The sequence below is a fragment of the Acinetobacter tjernbergiae DSM 14971 = CIP 107465 genome, assembly GCF_000374425.1.
In the GTDB taxonomy this organism is placed as follows: Bacteria; Pseudomonadota; Gammaproteobacteria; order Pseudomonadales; family Moraxellaceae; genus Acinetobacter; species Acinetobacter tjernbergiae.
In genome coordinates this window covers 1-14,732 of the sequence record NZ_KB894355.1, presented here as the reverse complement: position 1 = coordinate 14,732, position 14,732 = coordinate 1, and the positions used below count along the sequence as shown (strand labels likewise).

Below are 14,732 nucleotides of genomic sequence, written 5' to 3'. Positions count from 1 at the left end.
TGTTTTCAAATGTTCCATACGATCAAGGGCATTCTTCCATGTATCAATATACATTGTTAAAAACTTTCAAAGCACATCCACTGATGCTCGCTATGGCGGTGCTTTTACCATCATTTGCTTACGCTGAATCAACAACTGAAAATGTTGTGCTACCGACCATTACTGTAAATGCAGAGAAGGAAAATACAGCAACCACAGAAGGGACAAAAAGTTATACAGCAAAGAGTACTAATACTTCTACAAAGCTGAATTTGTCTCTACGTGAAACACCGCAATCAGTTAAAGTGATTAGCCGTGAATATTTGGATGATGCCAATATCAATTCTTTTCAGGAATTACTGAAGAATGTAACAGGTGTTACTGTAAACCAGTGGGATGAGCGCCAATATCCAACGGCTCGTGGTTTTGATGTCGATTATTACTTGTTTGATGGTGTGCCAAGCACTTCAGATTTTGATAATGCGGGCGATCCAGATTTAAGTCTATATGATCGGGTAGAATTGGTAAAAGGGGCGAATGGTCTGATGACAGGTGCAGGAAACCCTGCCATTGCGATTAATATGGTTAGAAAACATGCAAATTCTAAAGAGTTGACAGGAAATGTTAGTACTTCTTTAGGTTCATGGAATGCATGGAGTAGTACTGCCGATGTTTCTACGCCATTAAACTCGGATGGCAGTGTTCGTGGTCGTGTGGTGGTAAAACACGAGCAAATGGATTCCTTTGCTGATCACTATAATAAAGACAATAATCTGGTTTATGGTGTGATTGATGCAGACTTAACCGATAGTACCTATTTATCAGTAGGTGCAAGTTATCAGAATCTTGAACGAAATGGGATTAAATGGGGTGGTTTGCCAGCATTTTATAGCGATGGTACACGTACTAATTTCGACCGTTCTAAAACAGTTACTTCTGACTGGACATACTGGAATGCGGATACAACTTCTGCGTTTGCCACATTTAAACAAAAATTATGGAATGACATTAGCCTAAATGTCAATTATGACTATCGTCAATTAAAAGGCGAAACTGCTTTATTGTATATATGGGATCTGAATGGTGCAGACAAGGCGACCAATAGTGCATCGGATTTATATCCTTATACGAGTGAATCTACATTTACCCAGAATAATGTGGATGCTTCAGTTTCAGCCCCATTTACCATTGCTGGTTTAAAGCAGGAAGTGATCGCAGGCTTTATGTATAACCAGAGCAAAAAAACGGATGCCGCTTATGGTAATCCATTGCTTGATGATTATGTAATTGACTTTGATGAAGCCGCAAATTCAAGACTTCTGGGTTCAATCAATAACAACAATAAAATGCCATCCAATAAAACGACTCAAACAGGCGCTTATGTCGCAGGTAAATTTACCCTGTTAGAACCTTTAAAACTGGTAACAGGCGTACGTTTATCTAACTGGAAATATGAAAGTGAAGATGGTGATGGTAATCGGGAGTTTAATAACGAGGTTACTCCTTATGCAGGTCTAATCTTTGATTTTCTGGATAATTATTCATGGTATGCCAGTTATACAGGTATCTTTAAGCCAGAAGATAAACGAGGTCTGGATGGTAAATATTTGGATCCCCGTGAAGGTAAAAATTATGAAACAGGCTTAAAAGGTGAATTCTATGAGGGCAAATTAAATGCCGCATTTACAGTATTCCAGACCCAGCAGGATAATGTTGCAGAGATCACAGGAGAGAAAATTACGGTGAATGGTCAACCTGTTGATGCTTATCGTAGTGTAGATGGAGTAAAGAGCAAAGGCGTTGAATTTGAACTAGATGGCGAGATTTTACCAAACTGGAATATGAGCTTTGGTGTCGCTCATTTCAATGCTAAAGATGCGAATGATAAAGAAGTACAAACGACATCAGCACGCACCACTGCTAATCTATTTACCAAATATAAATTGGATAAATGGAGCGTGGGCGGTGGTTTAAATTATAAGAGCAAGACTTACGTAGATGAAAGTTTAGGTCAAATTACACAGGATGCCTATGTATTGACTAATTTAATGGTCGGCTATGATTTTGATCAGAATATCAAGGCACAATTGAACCTAAATAATATATTTGATGAAAAATATTATGAAGGTCTTGGTATGAATGGCATGGTCTATGGCGCTCCACGTAATGCAACATTGACCTTACGTTATCAATTCTAAAAAATAAATAATAAAAAAACGGCTGAATTCAGCCGTTTTTTTATTACACATGTGGATAAGTCGCGTGTTATTCACAAGCCATTTTGACTTGAATAAGCACGTTCAACTTTGCAGATCTCCACACTAAAGTCCTGATACCACTTTTCTTTGCCTAAGCGTTGCGCAACTTGATGTTCTGCATCTTGTTGCCAATGTTTAATATCTTCAAGACTATGCCAATAAGACAGTGCAATTTCAAAACCATTTTCACTACATGCTTCGAACTTGGCGCAGTTAAATTGGCTTAATGCTCTATTCCTCAGTTTTTGTGCCATTTCTGAGTAGGTCGAATCAAGTTGTTTGATCTTGGCTTTAAAAATGACGATATACATAGGAGCTTGATTAAATCTCATCTGCTTGGTACGGATTGGTGATCCCTAGTTTTTTGAGAATTTCAATTTCTAAAGCTTCCATTTCTTCTGCTTCAGCTTCACTGGTTTCATGATCATAGCCAAGTAAATGTAAAACGCCATGAACCAGTAAATGGGTGAAATGATCGCTTGGCGTCTTTTGTTGTTCAGTTGCTTCTTGTAAAACCACAGGAATACAAATCACCAAGTCACCTAGAGGTTCTGCATCCAGTAAGCTGAGCATTTCTTCTGGGATGTCGCTTGGAAAAGACAGCACATTGGTGGGTTTATCTTTTTCACGATATTGCAGATTCAGCTCATGGCTTTCTGCAAGATCAACACAGGCAATCCCTATTTCACAGTCCACATCGAAACCGACATGGCGTAGTGTAGTTTCAATCTGCTTTTTCATTTGACCACGTTTAAGTGGTAATTCAGTTGCTTGAAAGTCTTGTTGAAGGCTTAAGTTGATTTTCAAAATAGATCCTTAATCATCTCTCCCGACCTCCTTTTTTAAAGGAAGGCATTTCACGAATGTAAGTATTTCCTTTATTTCGTGGAAAGTCCCCCTTTTATTAAAGGGGGACTTAGCGGGATTTTTCTAAACAGAGGGTTAGAGGGTTGTTCTAAATGTGTTGTGCATCTGCCGCAGAGTCATTTTCTGCAGTCAGTGCTTCTTGTCGAGCTTTACGTTCGGCACGAGCTTCAGCAGATAAGCGTTGTTGTTCACAATCCCAGCCCTCATATGCTTCGACAATTTTTTGTACCAGTTGATGACGCACAATATCTCGAGAGTGAAAACGAGTGATATGGATTTCATCTATATTTTCAAGTACACGTAACGCCTGTGCCAAGCCAGATTGTTGCCCACGAGGTAAGTCGACTTGAGTGACGTCACCTGTGATGACTGCACGAGAACCAAACCCTAAACGTGTTAAAAACATTTTCATTTGTTCAGGTGTGGTGTTTTGTGCTTCATCCAAGATGACAAAGGAATGATTTAACGTTCGTCCGCGCATATAGGCCAGTGGGGCAACTTCGATGACTTGACGTTCAATCAGTTTGGCAACTTTATCAAAGCCCAGCATTTCATAGAGTGCATCATAAAGTGGGCGTAGGTAGGGGTCAATTTTCTGGGTTAAATCACCTGGTAAAAAGCCCAGTTTTTCACCCGCTTCAACCGCAGGACGAACCAATAGGATACGTTGAATTTCGTTACGTTCAAGCATATCTACTGCGGCAGCAACCGCAAGGTAGGTTTTACCTGTCCCTGCTGGGCCAATACCGAATGAAATATCACTTTGTAAGATACGTTGCACATAGCGTTTTTGGTTCGCACCACGTGGGTTAATTCGCCCTTTACGGGTCTGTAACCAAACGTTATCTAAGCCCGTATGTTCTTGATCTGCATCTTCTATAAGTTCACGGTCTGTCTGTGAACCTTGAATCATTAAATGAAGAACATCGGCGCTGATTTGAGGGGAAAGTTCTGATTCTTGATAGAGCCGTTGCAATAATGCTTCGGCTCTTTCGACCGTTTCGATACTACCATCAAGATAGAAAGCATCGCCTCGGTGACTAATTTTGACATCCAAACGTTGTTCGATTTGCTTTATATGCCCGTTATACGCACCGAGCATGCTTTTCAAACGTTCCATTGAAATTTCTGGGAACATTACTGTACGTTGAATCGCTGCAGTCAAGAGAAACCCTTTTTGTCGATTTGTAAGAGTACCCCTTACATTACGCCACGTCAGGTTCAAGATTCAAGAGTTCACCATAAACTAAATTTAAAGTTTTAATTTCAGTGATCTCAATTTCTGCAAAGCGTCCAACCCATGTTGCATCACCAATGAAGGTGACTAAACGGGTATTATCCGCAGTGCCCATTAAGACATTCGGATCTTTATCTGATACTTTCTCAATCAAGACGCGTTCAACTTTACCCAGCATTGCATCTGTTTTATCAATACTCGATTGTTTAATCACTTGCTGAACTTGAGCGAGACGATCTTTCTTGACTTGCTCAGGCGTACTATCTGGTAAGTCTGATGCAGGCGTACCCGGACGTTTTGAGTACACAAAACTATAAGAATGATCGAAATCTAAATCTTTAATGAACTGTAGGGTTTCAGCAAAATGCTGATCTGTTTCACCTGGGAAACCGATAATAAAGTCGCTCGATAAATGCATATCTGGGCGTACTTTTCGTAGCTTGGCAATTTTATCGATATAGACATCAATGGTGTGATTACGCTTCATGGCTTGCAATACATCGTTCGAACCACTTTGTACTGGTAAATGTAAATGCGAAACCATTTGCGGTAAATCACGATAGCATTGAATTAAATCATCAGAAAATTCAAGTGGGTGAGAGGTGGTATAGCGTAAACGACCAATCCCTGGAATTTCAGCCACTAAACGAAGTAGTTCAGGGAAGGTGCAAATTTCGCCTTCAAAGGTCTCACCACGATAGCCATTCACGTTTTGACCAAGTAAACTGATCTCACGTACGCCTTTTTCAGCTAAACCTGCAATTTCAGCCAATACATCATCCAGTGGACGAGAAACTTCTTCACCACGGGTATAAGGTACAACACAGAATGAACAGTATTTAGAACAGCCTTCCATAATTGAAACGAATGCTTTAAAGCCTTCAACACGTGGCTCGGGCAGAAAGTCAAATTTCTCAATATCTGGGAAAGAAATATCAACCAATTTGATCTTTTCTTTCTTTGGTTTTTCGATCTGTGCTTGATGCTGATCTAGCATTTGTGGCAAACGGTGCAAGGTTTGTGGACCAAATACCATATCGACATAAGGCGCACGTTTTTGAATATTGTCACCTTCTTGAGAGGCAACACAACCGCCAACACCAATCACGAGATCAGGGTTCTGTTCTTTGAGTTTGCGCCAACGACCTAAACCACTGAAGACCTTCTCTTGTGCTTTTTCACGAATCGAACAGGTATTCATCAGCAGAATGTCTGCGTCGTTTGGATTGTCAGTCAGCACATAACCGTGCGAATCACCCAATAAGTCTGCCATACGATGACTGTCATACTCATTCATCTGACACCCTTGCGTTTCAATAAATAATTTTTTAATTGAAACATCAGCGGTGTGCGTTGGCTGGGTAACAGTGTTTTCTGAAGCAGCTTTTACAGCACTTGGAATGAATGTTTGAACCGTCATGCAGGCTCCTAAACAAGGTGGATTTAAACAAACCGCGGATTATAACAGCATTTTTGCCTGAACGCAGAGAATAAAAAACTGACAAAAATGGACAGTTTGTGAATAAAAATGGATAAATTTTAATGAATATGAATCAGTAAGTTACATAACACAACAATAGTTGGAACTTAGACTTATTACACTATAATGGCGGGAAAAATTGAGCAAACGTATTGATGAAGATGAATAAGCAACACCAATTTATAACAACCGTTAGTCATAAAGTGAATAACAAGAAAAACTTCCGTCAGCTGATTGCGATGGGCGGTATGGTTATATGTTCATCTGTATATGCTTTGGACGAGCAATTTAATGATGCATTACCTGCTGCGAGTTCAGGCAATCTTGCTTTACTCGATCAATACCAATATGAAATGCAAAATGATGCACTAGGCTATTATCCAGAATATTGGAAACTCAATAACAATCTTGGGTTACAACCCGCATCTTCAATTATTAGTTTTGCGCAACGTTATCCTCAATCCGCGATGGCAGAAAAATTGGCGGCAGATTATGTTGAGGAAAAAGTAAAACAAGCCAGTTTTACCGAAGCAAAACCTGTACTCAGTTATGTGACGAACCCCGACCAAGAAGAGAGTTGTGCGGTTGCACAAGTTCGCGCCAAAACAGGCGATAGTCTGGTTTTTGCGGAATACAAAGATATTTGGTTAACCACAAATACCCAACCTGAATCATGTAATGGTTTAGGTCGACTTATGTTATCTAGCCCATTGATGACTGCTCAAGATCGCCAACAACGACTTTGGGGACAACTCCGTGCGGGGCAATCTGGTTTAGCGATTGCGACAGCACAAACTATAGGTCTGGATTTGTCCTTAGCTCAGTTGAATCAAATTCAAGCCAATCCATTAGCATATTTGTGGACCGCTCCGAAAGCCAATGATGCTGATTATGCCTATTTAATTTTTGCATTAGGTCGTGTTGCAGACAGTGATTTCACCAATGCTTTGGGTAATCTTCAAAAAGTTGCTCAAGATACACCGCAGCCTGTACAGAAATATTTGTATCGCACGATCGGTTATATCGGTGGTACAACGGTGATGAAGAATGGCTTTAATCGTGAAGTGTTAAATGCTTATGATCAAAGTTATGGTTATCCATTCAGCCCAGAAGAAGCTGAAATTTACGCACGTCAAGCCATTCGATTTGGCGCATGGGAAAGTTTGATTCGCGCGATTGATGCCATGTCAATTACGCAGAAACAAGAAGATCGTTGGCAATATTGGTTAGCGCGTGCATCTGAGCAACGCTCGGATACTGCTTCAAAGCAAGCAGCACAACAGATTTACCGCAAGCTGGCACAAGCTGGTGATGATTACCATAACTTGTTGGCGAAGGATCGCTTAGGTGAGCGCTATAACCACCAACCTTATAATGAACAGCCAAGTTCACAAGATATTCAACGCCTAAATCAAAATATTCATTTTAAACGGGCATTTGCCTTAAAAAATGTAGATGCTCCAGCAAATTATATTAATCGTGAATGGAACTGGGCAGTTCGCCAAGCCTATTTGCAACATGATGATGGCTTGCTTTTAGCTGCGGCTAAGCAAGCACATGATATGGGTTGGTATGATCGTGCAATTTATGCGGCTGATCGTACAACATCTCGGCATAATGATACTTATCGCTATGTAACACCACATCGTAGCAATGTGACCAGTCACAGTTACAATGCTGGTATTGATCCTGCTTGGGCATATGGTTTAATGCGCCAAGAAAGCCGCTTTGTCACGTCTGCACGTTCTCATGTTGGTGCGGGTGGCTTAATGCAAATCATGCCAAATACGGCAAAACTGGTGGCTCGCCAAATGGGTGAAACCTATAACCCAGCAGCTTTGAGTGAAATGAATACCAATATTCGTTATGGTACTTATTATCTTTCAATGATTCAGAGCCAACTGAGCGGTAATGCAGTATTAGCAACGGCAGGTTATAACGCAGGGCCGAATCGAGCGAGACGTTGGCAGCCTGATTTCCAAATCATGGCAGCTGATCAATACACGGAAACCATTCCTTTGTTGGAAACACGCGACTATGTAAAACATGTCATGACCAATGCAACCCATTATGGTGTCGTGTTAGGGCAGGGTGCGCAATCATTAGAACAGCGCATGAGTACGATTCCAGTACGTAATGAACCCTAAAAGACACAATAATGTTTAATTTGAAATAATGAAGTTCTTATATTTGATGAAATCTATGAATTTATTCAAGGGACGGTTAATGAGATGGGTGCAGGCTTTAGTCTGTTACTTTGTCTTGTCAGTTGGTTCGCCATTATATGCAGCTGATAGTCAGGATATCGCAGGCTATGTGATGCACGTGCAAATGACACCTGCTGCCTGTTCATTTGATTCATCAAGACAAAAACAGCGAAAGTGTTTAGAAGGGTATTCCCTCACAATTTCTAGTCTATTGCCCGAAGTCCCTGCTGGGCGCGATTGTGAAACGAAAACGTCTGCCAAATTGACACCTTTACAAGCGAAAGTTGTTGCACGAGTGATGCCTGATGAAAATGCGCGAGTGCAACTCTGGCAAAATGTGGGTGGATGTGTACCGATGAATGCCAGTCAATATTTCAGAACAGTGATTAATTTCGCTGAGCGCCTGAAAGTCCCTGCGGATTTGACCAGTCCAAACACGATTGAAGTGCAAAAAGAAAATCTTAGACAACAATTTACCAAATTAAATCCGTCATTACCGCCGAATGGTATTCGTTTTACTTGTCAGTCTTCAAAGTTTGATTCTATTTTGACTGAGATTCGGGTGTGTTATCAAAAAAATGGTCAGTACAAACAATGTGCAAGCCATATTGTAACGGGTTGCCCGAATGAATTTACAATTAAAGGAAGTTATTAAATATTTCCCTGACTTAATTTGTATTTTCTATCAGACTTTTGTTGAAATTCATTCTCTTTTACATGCATCTGTGTTCGCTTTAGAGTACAATCTTTGCCGTTTATGATAATTCGATTGAACCACCATAGCGTTCAATCGTGCAAACGCATCTCATTGGAGAATATCACATGAAGCAACCCGTTCGTGTTGCCGTTACAGGCGCTGCTGGTCAAATTGGTTATAGCTTATTATTCCGTATCGCAAGCGGTGAAATGTTAGGTAAAGATCAACCAGTAATTTTACAATTGCTTGAAGTTCCTTTTGAGAAAGCTCAACAAGCGCTTAAAGGCGTGATGATGGAACTTGATGACTGTGCTTTCCCATTATTGGCGGGCATGATCGGGACTGATGATCCTAAAGTTGCATTTAAAGATGCTGACTATGCTTTATTAGTTGGTTCACGTCCACGTGGTCCTGGTATGGAACGTGCTGACTTGTTAAAAGTGAATGGCGAGATCTTCATCGGTCAAGGTCAAGCACTCAACGAAGTTGCGAGCCGTGACGTTAAAGTATTGGTTGTAGGTAACCCTGCAAATACCAATGCTTATATCGCAATGAAATCTGCTCCAGATCTTCCAGCGAAAAACTTTACAGCAATGTTACGTCTTGACCACAACCGTGCCTTGACTCAAATTGCTCAAAAAGCTGGTGTTGCTGTTTCTGATATCGAAAAATTAACGGTTTGGGGTAACCACTCTCCAACAATGTATGCTGACTACCGTTTTGCAACTGCAAATGGCGAAGGCTTAAAAGACAAGATCAACGATGCAGAATGGAACAAAGATGTGTTCCTTCCAACTGTTGGTAAACGTGGTGCTGCGATCATCGAAGCACGTGGTTTGTCTTCTGCTGCTTCTGCTGCAAATGCTGCAATCGACCATATGCGTGATTGGGCGTTGGGTACAAACGGCAAATGGGTAACTATGGGTATCCCTTCAGACGGTTCTTATGGTATTCCAGAAGGCGTAATGTACGGTGTGCCAGTAACTTGTGAAAATGGCGAATACACACGTGTTGAAGGTCTTGAAATTGATGAGTTCAGCCGTGAGCGTATGAACATCACACTTCAAGAACTTGAAGATGAACGTGCTGCAATTGCGGACATGTTAAACTAATTTATCATTTTGATAAGTTGAAAAGCACTCCTTTCTGAGGGGTGCTTTTTTTATGTATAAACACAAAAAACAACAAGAAAATATAGGCATGCATATGCTGACACTATGTATTTACTGTTAGATTATTTCTATAAGGTAAATCGTTTGGAGAATAATAATGTTTGAACAACAACCGACACTTGAACTGTTATTTGAACAGCTTGGATTGAGTGCTGATGAAGCAGCAATTGAAACTTTTGTAAAAGAACATCAACTCAATGCGGATCAAAAATTACATGAAGCCGTATTTTGGAGTGCGGGTCAGCGAGATTTTTTAAAAAGTCATATTGAGAAAGATGATGAATGGGCAATCGTGATTGATGAGTTGAATCAGCAGTTACATGTCGATAGTACCCACTGATCCCATCCTTAGTAAAAGCAAAGCTCGTTTAGTGAGCTTTGCTTTGAATTAGCAGTTTAAACCAGTCTTCTTGACGAGCAATTGCGAAAGCAGGGTGCGCTTGTAATAATTCTAAATCATGGTCTAAGCAAGACACATATTTTTTCAACCAATGTCGTGTTAATGCTGGTTCTTGTTTCGCTGCTGAAGCGTAAGCCAAGAAAAAATAAATATCTAAGTGATCGTTATATGCCAGAGGTTTAAGAATTTGCTGTGTAATTAAGGCGAAACGCTGCTCTTTGCTTAGCTCAAAGTAAATCATATAGGCTTTGGCGAGATATAAAGATAAATTCAAATATAAATCGAGAGGCATTTCCTCATATTCAATACGTGCTTGTTCGAGGAGCACGATTGCTTCTTGGAGAAAGTGCAGTTGTTCCTGACGAATATGGCTCAAAACGACCAACTGCAAGCGCAGATCAGCGCGTTCTAAAGCAAGTTCAGGCGTATTGTTGCTTAAAAAGAGTTGGTCGGTTTCACCAATTCGAGCAATGACTTGTTGAGTTTCAGTAGACATTCATTGATCCAAAATCATCAGTTATGAGAAACTATATCGGGCTGTTTTCAGGAATTTAAAGGTTTAGCCGTGCCAAATCGAATGACCACTGCGCAGCCATGCGGTAATGGATAAACGTTGCTGTTTAGATAGAAGTACTTCGTGTAATAAATCACTTTGAAAGATAGCGAGACGGTTCGCTAAGGGTTGGATGATATGCCACTGACCATTTTTATCCTGCAAACGTAATTGACCACCCCAATCGTCTTGCCAGTGTTCATGCAAATAGAAAACGGTTGAAATCATTCGGTCATTTTTCTGTTGCGGATTATCGCGATGTAATGCATAAAACTCACCTGCATTATAACAAGCGAAATGAGCTTCTACTTCTTTAATACCCAGATAAAAAGCCTGATTTAAAGCTTGAGATAGATGTTCTAAAGTTTGAATATGTTGTTGTGCAAGTGGAAGTTGACCATTAATCCATAAAATATGATCACTGCGAATATGGCTGACGACACCATTTTGAACGCCTGCTGCTCTGAATTCCGCAAGATGAGACGTACATTCATGTGCAAGAGTTCGTACATAGTCATTTGAGTAGACATCATCAATCAAGGCAAAGCCAAACTCATTTAAATCATCCAAAACTTGGTCTAAGTTCCATGGGTGAAGATTTAAAGCCTGAGAGAGTAGGGGGTCTTGCATAGCGCTCCACTGAATATTCATCTGATTACAGTACAATTTTAGACGATCACATCAACGCTAAAGAATACTTTTTTCTTTCATGTTAAACTATCCTCTGAATTGAGGAATAATTGTCAACATGAATTACCGTCACCATTTCCATGCAGGTAACTTTGCCGATGTTATGAAGCATGTGCTTTTGCTTCAACTGCTTGCTCGTTTAAATGCTAAAGATAAACCTTATCGATATATAGATACACATGGTGGTGCAGGTAAATATGATTTATCTACTTCTGAAGCACAAAAATCAGGTGAGTTCTTAACGGGTATACACCGTTTGGTCAAGCTTGATGAGTCGATTAAACGTAATGCACCTGAAGGTATAAAACAATATCTTAAAGTTGTTGAAGATATGCGTGCAGGCTCTGGTAAAGGCGCTTACCCAGGTTCACCTTGGTTTGCACTTGAAGGCATGCGTGATATTGATAAAGCGACTATTTTTGAAATGCAACGTGATGTGTTTCAACAATTGTATTTTAACATTCGTGATAAACGTGCAGGCTTACATGAGCGTGATGCTTATGAAGGTCTTTTGGGTGTAATTCCACCAAAAGAAAAGCGTGGATTGGTCATGATTGACCCACCTTATGAAATTGAGCGTAAAGATTTCCCACAATTGGTTGAATTGCTGCAAGCTGCCCATAAAAAATGGCCAACAGGCGTATTCGCAGTTTGGTATCCAATTAAAGACCGCGCGATGATTGAACGTTTTGAAAAGAAAATGTTTAAAACGGGAATTCGCCGTCAGCTCATTTGTGAAATTTGTGTATGGCCAGACGACACGCCAGTTGGATTGAATGGCTGTGGTTTACTTGTGATTAATCCACCTTGGAAATTCTCAGAAGATGCAGATCAAGCATTACAATGGCTATTTCCACATTTACGCATGAGTGAAAATGGTGGTCATGCTGCTGTGCGTTGGTTGGTGGGTGAATAACCCATCAGCGTCAAAATATTCTCGAGGAATTGAAAATAATGACAAATTCTCTTAAACCTGATGCTGACTTAAATAAAGATGATCATTCTTTTGATGGCATCACCTTTGAAGTTGAAGAAGAAGAACAAACGCATGAAGGGCAAAAAGTGAAACGTCGTGGTATTTATTTATGGCCTAATCTAATAACTACTGCGGCACTACTCTCTGGTTTTTATTCGATTATTGCCAGTATGAATGGCAACTTTAATCAAGCAATTTATGCCATATTTTTAGCTGCGTTGCTTGATGGTTTAGATGGGAGAGTTGCACGAGCGATTGGTGCGCAAAGTGCATTTGGTGAACAATATGATTCACTTTCTGACTTACTTGCTTTTGGTGTCGCACCTGCAATTTTGATGTATAGCTGGAGTTTGCATGATCTGGGGCGTATTGGCTTAGCATGTTGTTTTATTTATACCGCCTGTGCTGCATTTCGTTTAGCTCGTTTTAATGTGCAAATCGGTGTTGTAGATAAACGTTACTTTATTGGAATCGCGAGTCCACTTGCAGCAGTCACGGTCATTTCTTTAGTTTGGGTTGGTCGTGATTATCCATTTGTTTTTGATCTGAAAGATATTGTGATTCAGGTGATTAACTGTATTGTAATGATCGTGGTTGGGTTGCTGATGATTTCAAATATCAAATACTACTCGTTTAAACAAATGGATCGTAAACGTGTACCTTTTGTTGTGATGTTGCCTGTAGTCTTGATTTTTGCTGCAATCACGTACAACATTCCAGTAGGAATCTTAGTTGTGTGTATTATTTATGCACTCTCAGGATTTGTAACGACCTTGTTTGCTAAAAAGAATGATTCAAAAATAACAACTTAAAATATGGAGGTTCAGTATGCCATTGATGAGTAATAATCAATTAAAGCAGCTGAACCTCAATAAGTCAGATGCTTTAACCTTCTACCCGCCCAAAGGCTTATTTAAGATTGTTTATCAGGCACTTATTCTGCCGAATTTACCTGAGCCTTTTCATTATTTAAATTTTATTAGTCTGATCGGGCAACCGCGTATTCCCATTTGCTATAATGCAAGTGCCATTACTACAACAGCAATTGATACCGCTACCGTTCTGGTCACCAGTGGTTTGTCTACAGTAGGGCACCTTAAAAGTTACAGTGCAAAAGAACAATGTCAATTAGAGCAAGATCGTTATCAATTTTTAGATGTTGATCAAATACAAGTTGATTTTCCTAATTATTATTTTAAGCGCATAGATGAAGAATTAAGTTGTCAACTTACCGTGAATATTCGTGCTGACATCGAAAATCATTCAGCTTTACATTGGGGAGTGGGGGATTATTGGTACGCCCGTTGTCAATGCGAAGGTGAAATCACATATAAAAAACAAAAATATCAAATTGAAGCACAAGGAATATTGAAACACGCGCGAGCGATTTACTTCCCCTTTATTGCCTTTCATTTTTTTACGTATCAAGTCATACAAGTGAGTGCAAACTTGCAAATCATCTTGTCTGAATTAAGAAACCAATGGAACAATATTGTTTTTTCAAGAATTGAAATACAGTCGAATGAACAGAGATCAATTCTTTATGATCATCAAGTCATCCTTGATATCACGCGTGTTTATCCTAAAGTTCAAACACCAGATGGACGTGAAATGTATTTGGCACGAGAATTTATGTGGCAATACCAAGAAAAGAACCAAATTATATTTCAACTCAAAGCTCAAAGCCGAGGAGATTATAAATTTGGGTTAGGGGCGGGTTATGTTGGTAGCTTTCATTATGAATTGATATGGAATAATGAAAATCACAAAGGTTCAGGATATTGTGAATATATCGATTGCAGACCATTACATTGGCAAGAAAAAAATAAATCTGAACAAATAATGGACCAAATTCCGCATTTTCAGCCTTATTTGTGTAAAAAATAGGCGCTTGATTTAATAATTTAAATAAATTTGAGTAAAGCACTTGCAAGCGATCTGAAATACTGTAGAATGCACATCCATCGGCGGTGATGCAGATAAAAACTTGTTGAGAAACAAGGATTTGGCTTAAAGGTTGGATTCTTGGAAAGATTGGTAGGTTTTGAAAATATCTAAATTACCTGTTGACTTTAGTTGAAATTAGAGTAACATAGCCGACCTAGCTTGATGATGACGAATCATCGAGAAGATCATTAAGAGAATAGAAGAACAACTTGTGTGGATTTTTACTGATTGATCGATCGAAAATATTTCATTGATTGAATGGTAAAAAT

At 39.7% G+C, this 14,732-nt stretch carries 14 protein-coding genes; 8 read left to right on the top strand and 6 right to left on the bottom strand.

The features are described 5' to 3' along the window. The first annotated feature begins 38 nt into the window (after positions 1-38). Positions 39-2,177 (top strand): TonB-dependent siderophore receptor, encoded by a 2,139-nt coding sequence (locus tag C502_RS0102660; RefSeq protein ID WP_026315723.1) that lies wholly within the window; start codon positions 39-41, stop codon positions 2,175-2,177. A 71-nt stretch (positions 2,178-2,248) separates the two neighbouring features. Here C502_RS0102660 and C502_RS0102655 read toward each other — a convergent pair whose 3' ends face one another. The 4 genes from C502_RS0102655 to miaB all read right to left on the bottom strand — a co-directional run bounded on the left by C502_RS0102655 (position 2,249) and on the right by miaB (position 5,761). Next, complete coding sequence (locus C502_RS0102655; RefSeq protein WP_026315722.1) at positions 2,249-2,548, bottom strand: antibiotic biosynthesis monooxygenase family protein; 300 nt, start codon at positions 2,546-2,548, stop codon at positions 2,249-2,251. 10 nt (positions 2,549-2,558) lie between these two features. Beyond that, the gene (gene ybeY, locus C502_RS0102650) at positions 2,559-3,044 is read right to left on the bottom strand and encodes an rRNA maturation RNase YbeY (RefSeq protein ID WP_018677316.1); all 486 of its coding nucleotides are present in this window, start codon (positions 3,042-3,044) and stop codon (positions 2,559-2,561) included. Between the two features lie 148 nt (positions 3,045-3,192). Further along, positions 3,193-4,269 (bottom strand): PhoH family protein, encoded by a 1,077-nt coding sequence (locus C502_RS0102645; protein ID WP_018677315.1) that lies wholly within the window; start codon positions 4,267-4,269, stop codon positions 3,193-3,195. A 40-nt stretch (positions 4,270-4,309) separates the two neighbouring features. After that, positions 4,310-5,761, bottom strand: coding sequence for a tRNA (N6-isopentenyl adenosine(37)-C2)-methylthiotransferase MiaB (gene miaB / locus C502_RS0102640; protein ID WP_018677314.1), 1,452 nt, complete (start codon positions 5,759-5,761; stop codon positions 4,310-4,312). Between the two features lie 299 nt (positions 5,762-6,060). Between miaB and C502_RS0102635 the strand changes: the two genes are divergently transcribed. The 4 genes from C502_RS0102635 to C502_RS0102620 all read left to right on the top strand — a co-directional run bounded on the left by C502_RS0102635 (position 6,061) and on the right by C502_RS0102620 (position 10,237). Beyond that, on the top strand, positions 6,061-7,968 hold the full coding sequence (locus C502_RS0102635) for a lytic transglycosylase domain-containing protein (protein WP_171067605.1): 1,908 nt from the start codon (positions 6,061-6,063) through the stop codon (positions 7,966-7,968). 28 nt (positions 7,969-7,996) lie between these two features. Beyond that, positions 7,997-8,683, top strand: coding sequence for a ribonuclease T2 family protein (locus tag C502_RS0102630; protein WP_081401088.1), 687 nt, complete (start codon positions 7,997-7,999; stop codon positions 8,681-8,683). Positions 8,684-8,850: 167 nt separating this feature from the next. Next, positions 8,851-9,837: a malate dehydrogenase gene (locus tag C502_RS0102625; protein ID WP_018677311.1), complete on the top strand. Its 987-nt coding sequence runs from the start codon at positions 8,851-8,853 to the stop codon at positions 9,835-9,837. 157 nt (positions 9,838-9,994) lie between these two features. Further along, a complete protein-coding gene (locus C502_RS0102620; protein ID WP_018677310.1) occupies positions 9,995-10,237 on the top strand; it encodes a DUF2789 family protein in 243 nt (80 codons plus the stop codon). 28 nt (positions 10,238-10,265) lie between these two features. Here the strand turns inward: C502_RS0102620 and C502_RS0102615 are convergent, their stop codons facing one another. After that, entirely contained in the window at positions 10,266-10,793 is a 528-nt protein-coding gene (locus C502_RS0102615; RefSeq protein WP_018677309.1) for a hypothetical protein, read from the bottom strand. 63 nt (positions 10,794-10,856) lie between these two features. Continuing rightward, the gene (locus C502_RS0102610; RefSeq protein WP_018677308.1) at positions 10,857-11,480 is read right to left on the bottom strand and encodes a 2OG-Fe(II) oxygenase; all 624 of its coding nucleotides are present in this window, start codon (positions 11,478-11,480) and stop codon (positions 10,857-10,859) included. Between the two features lie 118 nt (positions 11,481-11,598). Here C502_RS0102610 and C502_RS0102605 point away from each other — a divergent pair, with 118 nt between their 5' ends. The 3 genes from C502_RS0102605 to C502_RS0102595 are packed head-to-tail and all read left to right on the top strand — an operon-like array spanning position 11,599 to position 14,403. Next, a complete protein-coding gene (locus C502_RS0102605) occupies positions 11,599-12,456 on the top strand; it encodes a 23S rRNA (adenine(2030)-N(6))-methyltransferase RlmJ (RefSeq protein WP_018677307.1) in 858 nt (285 codons plus the stop codon). 38 nt (positions 12,457-12,494) lie between these two features. Then, positions 12,495-13,328, top strand: a complete 834-nt coding sequence (gene pssA / locus C502_RS0102600) for a CDP-diacylglycerol--serine O-phosphatidyltransferase (RefSeq protein WP_018677306.1) — start codon at positions 12,495-12,497, stop codon at positions 13,326-13,328. A 16-nt stretch (positions 13,329-13,344) separates the two neighbouring features. Beyond that, positions 13,345-14,403, top strand: a complete 1,059-nt coding sequence (locus tag C502_RS0102595; protein WP_018677305.1) for a DUF6670 family protein — start codon at positions 13,345-13,347, stop codon at positions 14,401-14,403. Positions 14,404-14,732 lie beyond the last annotated feature (329 nt).

Bases quoted from the DNA above. Each gene is read 5' to 3' on its own strand.
- C502_RS0102595 (WP_018677305.1), top strand. From the start codon at position 13,345: ATGCCATTGATGAGTAATAATCAATTAAAGCAGCTGAACCTCAATAAG.
- C502_RS0102610 (WP_018677308.1), bottom strand. From the start codon at position 11,480: ATGCAAGACCCCCTACTCTCTCAGGCTTTAAATCTTCACCCATGGAAC.
- C502_RS0102630 (WP_081401088.1), top strand. From the start codon at position 7,997: ATGAAGTTCTTATATTTGATGAAATCTATGAATTTATTCAAGGGACGG.
- C502_RS0102615 (WP_018677309.1), bottom strand. From the start codon at position 10,793: ATGTCTACTGAAACTCAACAAGTCATTGCTCGAATTGGTGAAACCGAC.
- C502_RS0102660 (WP_026315723.1), top strand. From the start codon at position 39: ATGTATCAATATACATTGTTAAAAACTTTCAAAGCACATCCACTGATG.
- C502_RS0102625 (WP_018677311.1), top strand. From the start codon at position 8,851: ATGAAGCAACCCGTTCGTGTTGCCGTTACAGGCGCTGCTGGTCAAATT.
- C502_RS0102655 (WP_026315722.1), bottom strand. From the start codon at position 2,548: ATGTATATCGTCATTTTTAAAGCCAAGATCAAACAACTTGATTCGACC.
- C502_RS0102635 (WP_171067605.1), top strand. From the start codon at position 6,061: ATGGGCGGTATGGTTATATGTTCATCTGTATATGCTTTGGACGAGCAA.
- C502_RS0102605 (WP_018677307.1), top strand. From the start codon at position 11,599: ATGAATTACCGTCACCATTTCCATGCAGGTAACTTTGCCGATGTTATG.
- pssA (WP_018677306.1), top strand. From the start codon at position 12,495: ATGACAAATTCTCTTAAACCTGATGCTGACTTAAATAAAGATGATCAT.
- miaB (WP_018677314.1), bottom strand. From the start codon at position 5,761: ATGACGGTTCAAACATTCATTCCAAGTGCTGTAAAAGCTGCTTCAGAA.
- C502_RS0102620 (WP_018677310.1), top strand. From the start codon at position 9,995: ATGTTTGAACAACAACCGACACTTGAACTGTTATTTGAACAGCTTGGA.